The sequence below is a fragment of the Pseudomonas sp. AK-TSAG1-1 genome, assembly GCF_056821665.1.
The window spans coordinates 1,604,376-1,616,937 of record NZ_CM165965.1; the positions used below are offsets into that span (position 1 = coordinate 1,604,376).

General features: G+C 61.2%; 13 protein-coding genes. 10 read left to right on the forward strand and 3 right to left on the reverse strand.

The annotated features are described in order from the left end of the window. Position 1: 1 nt before the first annotated feature. The 6 genes from AC1UK9_RS07325 (at position 2) to AC1UK9_RS07350 (ending at position 5,987) form a co-directional block, all read left to right on the forward strand. Positions 2–712, forward strand: a complete 711-nt coding sequence (locus tag AC1UK9_RS07325; protein ID WP_482579774.1) for a class I SAM-dependent methyltransferase — start codon at positions 2–4, stop codon at positions 710–712. Then, a complete protein-coding gene (locus AC1UK9_RS07330; RefSeq protein WP_025110653.1) occupies positions 709–1,095 on the forward strand; it encodes a GtrA family protein in 387 nt (128 codons plus the stop codon). The genes AC1UK9_RS07325 and AC1UK9_RS07330 overlap by 4 nt, the downstream gene beginning before the upstream one ends. Beyond that, positions 1,092–3,176, forward strand: a complete 2,085-nt coding sequence (locus AC1UK9_RS07335) for a DUF6311 domain-containing protein (protein WP_473014755.1) — start codon at positions 1,092–1,094, stop codon at positions 3,174–3,176. The genes AC1UK9_RS07330 and AC1UK9_RS07335 overlap by 4 nt, the downstream gene beginning before the upstream one ends. Positions 3,177–3,264: 88 nt before the next feature. Further along, positions 3,265–4,185 (forward strand): LysR substrate-binding domain-containing protein, encoded by a 921-nt coding sequence (locus AC1UK9_RS07340; RefSeq protein WP_007963299.1) that lies wholly within the window; start codon positions 3,265–3,267, stop codon positions 4,183–4,185. 174 nt (positions 4,186–4,359) lie between these two features. After that, on the forward strand, positions 4,360–5,568 hold the full coding sequence (locus AC1UK9_RS07345) for a low temperature requirement protein A (protein WP_482579775.1): 1,209 nt from the start codon (positions 4,360–4,362) through the stop codon (positions 5,566–5,568). 53 nt (positions 5,569–5,621) lie between these two features. After that, the gene (locus AC1UK9_RS07350) at positions 5,622–5,987 is read left to right on the forward strand and encodes a 5-carboxymethyl-2-hydroxymuconate Delta-isomerase (RefSeq protein WP_025110650.1); all 366 of its coding nucleotides are present in this window, start codon (positions 5,622–5,624) and stop codon (positions 5,985–5,987) included. A 3-nt stretch (positions 5,988–5,990) separates the two neighbouring features. Here AC1UK9_RS07350 and AC1UK9_RS07355 read toward each other — a convergent pair whose 3' ends face one another. Together AC1UK9_RS07355 and AC1UK9_RS07360 are read right to left on the reverse strand one after the other, a co-directional pair. Continuing rightward, the gene (locus AC1UK9_RS07355; protein WP_025110649.1) at positions 5,991–6,926 is read right to left on the reverse strand and encodes a LysR family transcriptional regulator; all 936 of its coding nucleotides are present in this window, start codon (positions 6,924–6,926) and stop codon (positions 5,991–5,993) included. Positions 6,927–7,126: 200 nt separating this feature from the next. Continuing rightward, positions 7,127–8,308: a cyanate transporter gene (locus AC1UK9_RS07360; RefSeq protein ID WP_482579776.1), complete on the reverse strand. Its 1,182-nt coding sequence runs from the start codon at positions 8,306–8,308 to the stop codon at positions 7,127–7,129. A 267-nt stretch (positions 8,309–8,575) separates the two neighbouring features. Between AC1UK9_RS07360 and rnd the strand changes: the two genes are divergently transcribed. The 3 genes from rnd to AC1UK9_RS07375 all read left to right on the forward strand — a co-directional run bounded on the left by rnd (position 8,576) and on the right by AC1UK9_RS07375 (position 11,050). Next, a complete protein-coding gene (gene rnd / locus AC1UK9_RS07365) occupies positions 8,576–9,709 on the forward strand; it encodes a ribonuclease D (RefSeq protein WP_025110647.1) in 1,134 nt (377 codons plus the stop codon). Further along, positions 9,706–9,999, forward strand: a complete 294-nt coding sequence (locus AC1UK9_RS07370; protein WP_025110646.1) for a YcgL domain-containing protein — start codon at positions 9,706–9,708, stop codon at positions 9,997–9,999. The genes rnd and AC1UK9_RS07370 overlap by 4 nt, the downstream gene beginning before the upstream one ends. Positions 10,000–10,117: 118 nt before the next feature. After that, positions 10,118–11,050, forward strand: a complete 933-nt coding sequence (locus AC1UK9_RS07375) for a D-2-hydroxyacid dehydrogenase (RefSeq protein ID WP_482579777.1) — start codon at positions 10,118–10,120, stop codon at positions 11,048–11,050. Positions 11,051–11,174: 124 nt separating this feature from the next. Here the strand turns inward: AC1UK9_RS07375 and AC1UK9_RS07380 are convergent, their stop codons facing one another. After that, positions 11,175–11,768, reverse strand: coding sequence for a nitroreductase family protein (locus tag AC1UK9_RS07380; protein WP_025110644.1), 594 nt, complete (start codon positions 11,766–11,768; stop codon positions 11,175–11,177). A 279-nt stretch (positions 11,769–12,047) separates the two neighbouring features. Here AC1UK9_RS07380 and AC1UK9_RS07385 point away from each other — a divergent pair, with 279 nt between their 5' ends. Next, entirely contained in the window at positions 12,048–12,497 is a 450-nt protein-coding gene (locus AC1UK9_RS07385) for a YcgN family cysteine cluster protein (protein WP_025110643.1), read from the forward strand. Positions 12,498–12,562: the final 65 nt, after the last annotated feature.

Consider the following 12,562-nt stretch of genomic DNA (forward strand, 5'->3'; position numbering starts at 1 on the left):
CATGGATCTCAAGGAAACCGACATCCTCGGCGACAGCATTGGCGAGCATTGGTACTACTGCTCCAAAGCGGCAGCGACCCGGCGTTTGCTGGGCGATGCGCCGATCACGCGGATTCTCGACGTGGGCGCCGGGTCGGGTTTTTTCTCCCACCATCTGTTGACCCAAACCACTGCGCAGGAAGCGTGGTGCGTCGACATCAGCTACCCCGCCGATTCGGACGCGACCACGGCCGGCAAACCGGTGCATTACCGCCGCGACATTGACGCCATCGACGCCGATCTGGTGCTGCTCATGGACGTGCTGGAGCATGTCGACGACGACCTTGGCCTGCTCAAGGCTTATGTCGATAAAGTGCCGTCCGGCAGCCGTTTCCTGATGACCGTGCCGGCGTTCCAGTTCCTCTGGAGCGGACACGACGATTTCCTCGAACACAAACGCCGCTACACCCTTGCGCAGTTTGAAACCCTGGCCCATGACGCCGGGTTGACTGTGCAGCGCGGTGCCTATTATTTCGGTGCGGTGTTTCCGATCGCGGCGGCGTTGCGTCTGCTGCCCAGAGGGCCGCAGGCTGCAGCACCGCAGTCTCAGCTCAAACGCCATCATCCGTTGGTCAACAGCGTGCTCAAGACCCTGTGCAGCCTTGAACTGCCGCTGATGGGCGTGAACCGCCTGGCCGGTCTGAGTGTGTTTGTGCTGGCGCGCAAGCCGTGACATCAGCCGACAGAGCGGCGTTGATCCAGCGCGGTTTGCGCTTTGCCGTGACCGGTCTGTTCGTCACGGCCCTGCATGCACTGGTGGCGGTGTTGTTCATCAACTTCGTGGCCCCGCAACCGCCGCTGGCCAACGGTGTGGCATTTGCCGTGGCGACGGTGGTGTCCTATTTGATCAACACCACCTGGAGTTTCTCCGCCCGGCTGCATGGCAGAACGCTGTCGCGCTTCATGCTGGTGTCCTTTGGCGGATTTTTGTTGGCCATGTTCGTCGCATGGGCGGCGCAGATCGCCGGTCTTCACTATTTGCTGGGCATCGGTGCCGTGGCACTGATCATTCCGGCGTTCACCTTCGTGCTGCATAACTTCTGGACGTACCGATGAAGGACTTGAACAAGCACCCGGCCTTGGCGCTGTTGCCGATCCTGTTGGGGGCGCTGGCGTTCTTTCTGGTGATCGGCCCGCGCGCCCTTGATCCGCAAAACATTGCCTGGCTCAAGGACGGTGACCCGGCAACGCATTATCTGGGCTGGGTGTTCTTTCGCCATTCGCCCTGGACCTTTCCTCTCGGGCTGAACCCGTCCTATGGGATGGAGCTGGGCAGCGCGATCATTTTCTCCGACTCCAATCCGCTGCTGGCGCTGCTGTTCAAACCCTTCAACGCGTGGCTGCCGGAGACCTTCCAGTACTTTGGCATGTGGTTGTTGCTGTGTTTCGTTCTGCAAGCCTGGTTTGCCTGGAAGCTGCTCGGCTTGATCACCGAAAACCCTTTGTTACGCCTGCTCGGTGCCGGTCTCCTGGTATTTTCGCCGCCGATGTTTTTGCGTACCGGTGGCCACCTTTCGCTGGCCGGGCACTTCCTGATTCTCGCGGCGCTATATCTGGCGTTGCACCCGGCACTGCAGCGCCGACGCCTGGCATGGGGTGCGTTACTGGCCGTGACGGCGTTGGTTCATGCCTACCTGTTGGGCATGGTGGCGCTGATCTGGGTGGCAGATCTGTTTGGCAAACTGCGGGCGGATAAACTGACCCGCCGTCAGGTCCTGATCGAGCTGGGCTGTTTGTTCGCGCTGGTGAGCGTGTGCTGCTGGCAAGCGGGTTATTTCAGTATTTCCGGTGGCGCGGTGAGCGGTGGCTTCGGTTTTTATCGCATGAACCTGCTGTCGCTGGTGGATGCGGACGGTTGGTCTTATGTTCTGGCTAACATTCCCACGGCCGGCGGCGATTACGAAGGTTTCAATTATCTGGGGCTTGGCGTGCTGCTGCTGGTGCCCTTGGCCCTGATTGGCTGGTACCGCAGCGGCATTTCGCTGAAGGCACTGCTGAACCGTCGCCCGTTGCTGTTCTGGGCCTTGATCGGGTTGACCCTGTTCGCGTTGTCGAACCATATCGGTGTCGGCCTGCAGACCTTCAGTTATCCGTTACCGAAGTTTGTGGTGGGGCTTTCGAATATTTTCCGCGCCTCGGGACGGATGTTCTGGCCGGTGTTTTACGTCATCGTGATACTGCTCACTTATCTGGTGGTGCGCGGCTATCGACCGCGAATCGCCATCGGGCTGCTGGCGCTCGCGCTGGCGGTGCAAGTTGCCGATATGCGGATTGTCTGGGCCGGTTTGAACGCTGCGAAAATGGTCCCGGAAGCCGTGGCCTGGGTCAGCCCGATGCATGATCCGTTCTGGGACAGCGCGGCGGCACACTACAAGAGCATCCGTGCCGTGACACCGAAAAACCAGCCAGACCAGTGGCAGGCGATTGCCGATTTCGCCGCCACCCGCGGGCTGAAAACCGATGCGGCCTACCTGGGGCGTACGAGCCCCAAGGCGCTGGAAAAGCTGCAGCGCACCACGCAAAGCGAACTTGCCAGTGGCCAGTACGACGCCGACTCGCTGTACATCCTCGATGACGATGCGCTGGCGCTGGCAGTAAAAAGCATTCACAGCGACACCGATCTGTTGACCCGAGTCGATGACTTTGTCGTGCTGGCCCCAGGCTGGAAGCACTGCGGCCAATGCCGGGCGATGGTTGATCAGGGGCGGGCAATGTCGCCGATACCGTTGAGTCAGCCGGGGCTGGTGCAGGCCTTCAATCGCAGCACGCGGCAACTGGCCAAAGGCTGGTCAACGCCGGAAGCCTGGGGTACCTGGAGTGACGGGCAGGATGCGGAATTGCTGCTGCGAGTCACCCCCGGAGCACGTGCGATCGTGATCGATGCCTTGGCGTTTGCCATGCCGCCGAATCTCAGCCAGCGGGTGATCGTCAGCATCAATGGTGTAGAGGCGTATTCAACGCGTCTGACCCAGGTACAGGACAATCGGCTGGAAATTCCGCTCAGCGCCGCCCTGGCCGCGGAGGAGTTTCTGGACGTCCGGCTGCATCTGCCCGATGCCGTCAGCCCGAAAAAGCTCGGCTTCAATGATGATGCGCGCGTCATGGGGCTTGGACTGAAGACACTGACGGTCAAGTGAAATTGTCGAACAAACGGCCAATCGTCTGATAGACGCCAGTCCCAAGGACTTCATACACTGCCCGCAGTCTGGGGATCAGGGGCAATGGATGAATCGAAATGAACTACGCAAGGCCGACATCAACCTGATGGTGGTGTTTGAAACCTTGATGCTCGAACGCAACGTGACCCGGGCAGCGGAGAAGCTGTTTCTTGGCCAGCCGACCATCAGCTCGGCGCTCAATCGCTTGCGCGCGATGTTCAATGATCCGCTGTTCATCCGCGTCGGCCATCGCATGGAGCCGACCGCCCGCGCCGAAGAACTGTTCAAGTACCTGTCGCCGGCCCTCGACTCGCTGTCGGTGGCCCTGAGCCTGACCCACGATTTCGACCCGGCCGTTAGCAACATGACGTTTCGCATCGGTCTGTCCGATGACGTCGAATTCGGCCTGCTGCCACCGTTGTTGCGGGCGTTGCGCCAGGAGGCACCCAGCGTGGTGTTTGTGGTGCAACACGTCGACTACTGGCGCATTCCCGACCTGCTGGCCGCTGGCGACATTACCGTCGGCATCAGCCAGACCCGAGGCTTGCCGGCCAATGCCAAGCGCAAACTGCTGCGGCATATCCAGCCGAGCATCCTGCGCGCCGATGCTTCTGATTCGCCACTAACCCTCGATGAATACTGCTCACGCCCGCACGTGCTGGTGTCCCACACCGCCAACATCAGTGGCTATGCCGATGAATGGCTGGCGGAAATCGGCCGCACCCGCCATGTGGTGCTGTCGGTGCCGCAATACAGTGCGTTGCCGGCGTTGCTCGCGGGCACGGACCTGATCGCCAGCCTGCCGGACTACACCGCCGAAGCCATGGCCGCTTCCGGGCGGTTGTTCAAGGAACCGTTTCCGTTCAAGACCCCGATGCTGGATCTGTCGATGGTCTGGCTCAGCCATGTCGACAGCGATCCGGCCGAGCGCTGGCTGCGTTCGCGACTCGAAGCGTTCATGAGTGAGCGGCCACTGACCGCGCCCTGATCCCCAACACAAATCTCCTGCAGGAGTGAGCCTGCTCGCGAAAGCGCTGTATCAGGCAACATTGATGCGACTGGCACACCCTCATCGCGAGCAGGCTCACGCCTGCCAGGGTGTTGCGTTCATCTGGCCGGCCTGCTTTGCTCAATGGCAATGATCCCGGCGGAGACCTGTCCCATGAGTATTTCCCGTTCGTTGCTGCGTGGACGCGGCAGTCTCGACAGCGGCAAGGTCGGCATGGTCGAGCTGTTTTTCGATCTGGTGTTCGTGTTTGCCGTGACCCAGTTGTCGCATTCGCTGCTCGCGCATCTGTCGATTACGGGGGCGGTGCAGGTGGCGTTGCTGATGGTTGCCGTGTGGTGGGTGTGGATTTTCACCTCGTGGATCACCAACTGGCTTGACCCGGAAAAACTGCCGATCCGCCTCGGATTGTTCGGGTTGATGATCGCCGGTCTATTGCTGTCGTCATCTATTCCACAGGCCTTCACCGAGCGCGGACTGATGTTTGCCTCGGCGTTCGTGTTCATGCAGGTCGGGCGCACACTGTTTGCGATCTGGGCAGTGCGTGGCGAATCGTTGGGCATGACCCGCAATTTTCAGCGCATCCTGGCGTGGTTGACGCTCTCCGGGGTGTTCTGGATGGCCGGGGCGTTTCTCGAAGGGCAGCAGCGCTTGCTGTGTTGGGCGCTGGCGCTGTTGATTGAACTGGTGTCACCCTCGCTGTATTTCTGGGTCCCGGGGCTGGGACGTTCGTCGCTGAGCGACTGGAACGTCGAAGGCAATCACATGGCCGAGCGTTGCGCACTGTTCGTGATCATTGCGCTGGGGGAATCGTTGCTGGTCACCGGTGCGACGTTCGCCGAGCTGACGCTGAGCGTCACCGGGGTCATTGCATTTCTGGTGGCGGTGCTGGGCAGCATTGCCATGTGGTGGGTGTACTTCGACAGCGGTGCCGAACGTGCGCATCATCGCATCGCCCATTCGAGCGATCCGGGGCGCCAGGCACGAATCGCCTACACCTATCTGCATGTGCTGATCGTCGCCGGGGTGATTGTCAGCGCGGTGGCCGACGAGTTGGTGCTGGTGCATCCGGATCACGCCAGTGACGCCGGCATCCTGGTGATCGTGGGCGGGCCATGGCTGTTTCTGCTGGGCAATGCGCTGTTCAAATGGGTCATGTCCGACCGGCCGTTGCCGCCGTTGTCGCACGTGGCGGGTCTGCTGTTGCTCACGCTGGCGCTGCCGTTGGCGTTGAACCAGTGGTTTTCGGCGTTGATGCTCGGAGCCCTGACCACGGCGATCGTGGTGCTGGTGGCGCTTTGGGAGACCTTGTCCGTGCGCCAGACGTTAACCTCGATCACGCCCGAAAAACCCGCAGGAGAGTAGGGCGGCGGTGTGGTATATGTACGACCTTTCTGCCGTCCGACTGGAGCATGCTCATGCCACACCTGCACATGGAATACACCGCCAACTTGCCGCAGTTGAACGCCGATGTGGCGTTGATCCGGCTCAATAACACCTTGGTGGGTTCCGGTCAGTTCGCGGCGGAATTCGACATCAAGAGCCGCGCGGTGAAGGTCGAGACGTTCAAGGTCGGTACCGGCATGGGCGAGCGCGCCTTCATCCACGTGAAGCTGGCGCTGCTCAGCGGTCGATCGCCGCAGATCAAAAAGCAGCTTTCCGATAGCCTGCTGGCCGTGTTGCAGGATCTGTGCGAGTGGCCAGCGGGAGTCGAAGTGCAACTTTGCGTGGAGCTGCTCGATATCGACCGCGATTCCTACACCAAGACTGCCATCGGCGTGTAGGACTCAGGCCGCTTCCAGTTCGCTGCACACCTTGATCACCTGTTCGCGCAGCCAGACGTTGGCGCTGTCCTGATCGGCGGCATGGCTCCACTGCATGTCGAGGGTGAACCCGGGCAGGCCGTTCGGCGCCTCGCAGTGATTGAACACCGTCTCTTTGGTCAGCAGGCGCTGGATGCGCCGGGGCAGGGTGAGGATGAAGTCGGTGCCGGTGATCATTTTCAGCGCCGCGCTGTAGCTGTTGGAGCGCGCGACGATCTGCCGTTTCTGCGCCTGTCGGGCCAGCCAGCCGTCGACCATGTTAGTGGTGGAAGTCCACGGTGTCGGGAATACATGCCGCCGCTCGGTGAAGGCTTGCAGGCTCAGGCGCGGCTCCAGTGGCGTGGCACGTTTGTCGAAGACGCAGACCAGGTCGTCCTCCAGCAGCATCCGCGACTTGAGATCGGTGTGACTGCGGTGGAAGTTGGGGCCGAAACAGATCACCAGATCGAGGCTGCCGTCGCGCAATTCCTCGGCAGGCACGTCGGTCTCGAACTTGTGCATGTTGACGATAACCGGCAAATCGTCGAAGTCGAAACGCTTCAACAGGCGCGGCAACACCAGTTGCTCGAAGTATTCCGGCGCACAGATATTGAAGGTCACCGCTTGCCGGGCCGGATCGAAGGTTGGAGCGCCGGCGTGGCACAGGTTGATGCTTTCGAGGATTTTCTGCACATGGCCGTACATGGTGCCGGCCTTGTAGGTGGGGCGCATGCCCGTGCGGGTGTTGATGAACAGATCATCTTCGAAACTGGTGCGCAATTTTTTCAGGCAGTAGCTGACAGTGGACTGGCTGACGCACAGAGTCTCCGAGACATCCGTGACGCTGCTCTGCTCATACACGGCGATAAACACCATGAGGTCCTGCATGTCGAGCTTTCGAAGCAAGTTACTGTTCAGCATCCGTTCCGTCCCACCGTGCTCCTTGCGCTGAATCCGCGCAAACGTGTGCGCATGATCGTAACGGAACGATGGTGCCAGGACAAAGCCCTGTAGGACGTTTCAATGTCAGTTGTGGGACAGAAAGTTTTAGCAACACGACGTTGCCAAATAAACGCTAAAAAGATGGCAAGAAGCCTCTAGCCCGATGACGGTATTCGGCTTCAGCGGATGTGTCGGGCGTACGCCTGTGGGTTAAAGCGCAGCACCATCAGCAGCATCACGACCATCACCGCGGTCAGCGCCCACCACGCCCATTCGAAGCTGCCGAGACGATCACGAATGATGCCGGCCAGCAGCGGCGACAGCCCTGCGATCAAGTAGCCGATGCCTTGCACGAAGGCGGTCAGGCCACCGGCACGCTGTGGGTTGTCGAGGTGATCAAGCGAGACGATCAGGCTCATCGGGAACAGACCGCCAATGCCCAGCCCCAGCAGGCACGGCCACAGCAGGCTCAGGTGTTGCGGGCTGAGGATCAGCCCGCAGAAGCCGCCAATGATCAGCAGTAGCAACACAGCCAGAACCACGCGTCGATCACGGCTGCGGTTGGCAATGGCCGGGGTCAGCAACCCGGAAATCACCTCCATGGCCGTCAGCAAACCCAGCAGCAGGCCGGCGTGTTGTTCGCTCCAGCCTTGTTCGACGTAGTACGGCGCCAGCCAGGCGAGTACGCAGGTGTAGGACGCCGTGCCCAGACCGAAGAAGATAGCGAGCAACCAGGCGCGGGAATTGCCGAAGAACGATTCTCTTCCGGCTGGCGTGTTCGGGGTGGATGGCGGGTGCGGCTGTGTCCACCAGAGCAGCAACGCGAGCAAGGCCAGTGCCGCCCAGATCGCCAGCCCGATGCGCCAGCTGCCGGTCTGCACCATCACCAGCGGCGCAAACGAGGCGGCCAGCGCCGCGCCGCCCATGATCGCGGTGACGTACAGCCCCATGCACAGCGCCACATGGTCGGGGAAGCGTGACTTGATCAGCACCGGCATCAACGCCTGAATCAAGGCAATGCCAATCCCCGCCAGCACTGCGCTGCCAATCAACTGCGCCGCCGAATCGAGCCACAGCCGCGACAGCGTCGCCAGTCCGATAATCAACAGCGACAGGATCACCGTGCGCTGCTTGCCCAGGCGTCTGCTGATGCCAATGCCGAAAAACATCGCCAGTCCCATGGCCATCACCGGCAACATGGTCAGCAGCGAAGCCATGCTGAAACTTAGCGGTATGTCGCCGCGTATGGCCGACAGCAGGGGGCCGACGGCCGCCATGGACGGGCGCAGATTGAGCGCGACAAGCATGATGCCGAGCATCAGCCAGACAACGGGGCGAGCGGTGGCGCGAACGTTTTCCATCAGCAGACTCTGGATAGCGGAGGCTGTCGATTAGGCGGTGCTCCGCGGGTATCGGCAAATCAGATTTCCCGAGTGCTATTTAAAAATTAAATACCGCTTCCGGCAGGCGCTGCGTCAGGGGCTGATGCGCGGATTAATCTTGCCGACCTCGCTGTCAGACTATTCTTTCTCACTGGCAGGACATTTCGTTACAGCTCTTGCCCGGCGCAGGCGCGTAAATCGCCGGCGGCGATATATACTGCGCGCCATTCTTCAAGGGAGAGCCGTGTGGCCATCGATATTCACTGGATTCGCGACAACGATAGCCTCGCGCAGTTTTGCGCCGAGTGGCAGCAGCTGCCGTTCGTTGCCCTCGACACCGAATTCATGCGGGTCGACACCTTCTACCCGATTGCCGGCCTGTTGCAGGTAGGCGACGGCAAACGCGCCTACCTGATCGACCCGCTGACCATCGACGCCTGGCAACCGCTGGCGGCGTTGCTGGAAAACCCGGCGGTGCTCAAAGTCCTGCATGCCTGCAGTGAAGACCTCGAAGTGCTGCTGCGTCTGACCGGCAGCCTGCCGGCGCCGTTGTTCGACACGCAGCTGGCGGCGGCCTACCTGAACCTCGGGTTCTCGATGGGCTATTCGCGTCTGGTGCAGGAAGTGCTCGGCATCGAGCTGCCGAAGGGCGAAACCCGTTCCGATTGGTTGCAGCGCCCGTTGTCCGACACGCAGATCAGCTACGCCGCTGAAGATGCGGTGCATCTGGCGGAGGTTTTCGTACAACTGCGGCCGAAACTGTCTGACGACAAATTCGCCTGGGTGCTGGAGGACGGTGCCGAACTGGTAGCCAACCTGCGCCGCGAAACCGATCCGTACGAGGTCTATCGCGAAGCCAAGCTGGCGTGGAAACTGTCCCGTGCGCAATTGGCGGTGCTGCGTGAGCTGTGCGCCTGGCGGGAAAAAGAAGCCCGCGCCCGTGATCTGCCGCGCAACCGTATTGTTCGCGAGCATTCGCTGTGGCCGCTGGCCCGCACGCAACCGGACAACCTCGCGGCGCTGGGCAAAATCGAAGACATGCACCCACGTACCGTGCGTCAGGACGGCCAGTTTCTGCTTGATCTGATCAAGCGCTCTGGCAGTGTGGGGCCTGATCAATGGCCGCCAGCAGTGCCGGAGCCATTGCCGGTCGAGGCCGCTGCGTTGATCAAGCAACTGCGTGCCCTCGGCCAGGTCGAAGCCGAGCGTCTGGGTATCGCGCCGGAACTGATGCTACGCAAGAAAACCCTCGAAGCACTGGTCAAAAGCGGCTTCCCCGAGGGACCTTATCAATTGCCTGAGTCGCTGCGTGGCTGGCGCCGCGAACTCATGGGTCAGAAGCTGCTCGACAGCCTGGCCACCGCCGGAGAACAGCCTTGAAACGTATTTGTTCCATCTACCAAAGCTCCAAGCGCAGCGGCATGTATCTTTACGTGCTCAAAAGTGACGCGCTTGAGCGGGTGCCGGAAGCGCTGATGCTGGCCTTCGGCAAACCGAAACATTCGTTCGATCTGGTGCTCTCGCCCGAGCGTAAGCTGGCCAGCGAGGACATCGTCGTGGTTCTGGAAAACCTCGAAAAGCAGGGCTATCACCTGCAGATGCCGCCGGCCGAGGACGAGTACATCGAACACCTGCCCGAAGAATTGCTGCGACGCAACGACCCGGTCTGATCTGCGAGGCCCTGTTCTGGGCCTCTTGCCACTCTGGAACTGATTTTACGGCGACGACCGCCACGAAGGAGCGTGACTCCCTCGGCGGTTGCCTGCACGGTTTGCGAAAGGTTTGAAGATGCGCGTTCTGATTGCTGAACACGACCACGCGGTGTACGCCCGGCTGCTGCGTCTGGCGGCCCCCGAACTTGAAGTACTGACCAGCGGCGACTCCGCCGAACTGGCCCGTCAGGCTGCCGATTGCCCGGTGTGGCTGGGGCAGCCGGACCTGCTGGCGACCTTGTTGCGTCAGGGCCACCAACCGCAATGGCTGCAATCGACCTGGGCTGGCATCACGCCGTTGCTCGCCGACGGTTTGCGCCGCGACTACCGATTGACCCGCGCGGTGGGTATCTTCGGTCAGGTGATGGCCGAATACGTACTGACCTACATGCTCGGTCACGAGCGTGAAGTGCTGGCGCGCCTGGTCAGCCAGGTCGAGCGCAAGTGGGACAACCGCACCGGCCAGAGCCTGGTCGGACGCAAGGTGCTGATCGTCGGTACCGGCGATATTGGCCAGAGCGTGGCGCAGTTCCTGCTGCCGTTCGGCGTCGAGTTGTACGGCATCGCCAGCAGCGCTCGCGAGCAGGCGCCGTTCGTCGAGGTCGGTTCGATGGCGGATATGCCACGGCTGGTGGGCGAGGTCGATTACGTGGTCAACCTGCTGCCGAACACCGAGCACACCCACGATATCTACGACGCGGCGCTGTTCAAGCAATTCAAGCCGACCGGGTTGTTCATCAACGTCGGGCGCGGCGTGGCGGTAGTGGATGCCGATCTGGTTGAAGCCTTGAAGGAAGGGCATCTGGCCGGCGCGGTAATCGACGTCTGCCGTCAGGAGCCGTTGCCGCAACGTCATCCGTTCTGGACGGCCTGGGGCTTGCTGCTGACCGGACACAGCTCGGCACCGACGTCGCCGGCGTTGATGGTGCAGCTGTTTGTCGAGAACCTGAAAGCGTATCAGGCGGGTGAAGCATTGCGCGGGGAAGTGGATTTCGCACGCGGTTACTGAGTCAGCGCACTACAAACTGTGGGAGCGAGCCTGCTCGCGAAGAGGGCGTGTCAGTCGACATCAATGTTGATTGACACAGCGCTTTCGCGAGCAGGCTCGCTCCCACATTGTTTTTGGTGATGGCTTAAAGGGTGAAGTCGCCTTCAGCCGCCAGTTCGTTCAGCGGACGACGCGAACTCGGTTCTTCACGGGCCTGCAGGTATTCGGCCAGGGTTGCCTTGTCGCCCAGCTTGCCGACGGCGACGGCTGCGTGCAGCGCATAACCTTCAGGGATGTTCAGCTCCTTGCGGGTCAGTTCCTGATCGAAACCGGCCATGCCGTGAGTGTGCCAGCCGCTGATGCTCGCTTGCAGCGCCAGATGGCCCCACGCCGAACCAGTGTCGAAGGTGTGCCACAGCGCCGGGGTTTCTTCCGTCGCGCCCGGTGCGGTGAAGGTGGTTTTCGAAATCACGATCACCAGCGCCGAGGCGTGTTGCGCCCAACTGCGGTTGAACTCGTTGAGCAGGCCCAGATAACGCTCCCAGCTCGGCGTGTCACGACGCGCATACAGGAAGCGCCACGGCTGCGAGTTGTACGCAGACGGCGCCCAGCGCGCGGCCTCGAAGAAGCTCAGCAGGGTTTCTTCCGGGATCGCTTCGCCCGTGAAGGCGCGGGGCGACCAGCGATCGGTGAACTGCGGGTGAATGGCGTAATCGGCAACGCGAGGGTTGGCACTCATCGAAGATTCCTTGCTGTATTTGAGTCAGAGAGTCGAATGAAAACCCGGCGGGATCAGTTGCGCTGAACGATGGGATTTTCCGAGCCTTTGGTGTTCACCGGAATGCAACGCGGTCGAGCGTCAATGGCTTCCGGGCAAGGCTCCTTGCGACAGGCAAAGCTACGCGCCGGCATCGAAACTGACAAGCGTTGCGCAACCGGCAGTCGCCAGCGCTTGGCCCGCACGGTCTGGGGCACTAGACTGGCGGCCTTTTCACCACCTGATGTTGATGCTTGAGCCATGGCCGCCAAAGTCGAACCGTTCTGGATACGCAAAACCCTCGATCAACTGGATCACGAGGAATGGGAATCGCTGTGCGACGGCTGCGGTCTGTGCTGCCTGCAGAAACTCGAAGATGAAGAAGACAACAGCGTCTATTACACGCGCATCGCCTGCAAACTGCTGGACCTGAAAACCTGCCAGTGCAGCGATTACCCGAACCGCATCAAGTTTGTCCCGGACTGCATCCAGCTCACCCCGGGCCAGGCCGAAGAATTCAAATGGCTGCCGCCGACCTGCGGTTACCGACTGGTCAGCGAAGGCAAGGATCTACCGCTGTGGCACCACCTGGTGTGCGGCGACCGTGACGCCGTGCACCACGAACGGATTTCCCAGTCCGGGCGCATGCTCGCCGAAGGCAGCGTGCCGGAAGACGACTGGGAAGATCACCTGATTTTCCGCGCCGGTTAATCTGTAAATCTGTGGCGAGGGAGCTTACTCCCGATTGAGTGCGCAGCACTCACCAGCGCAAGCAA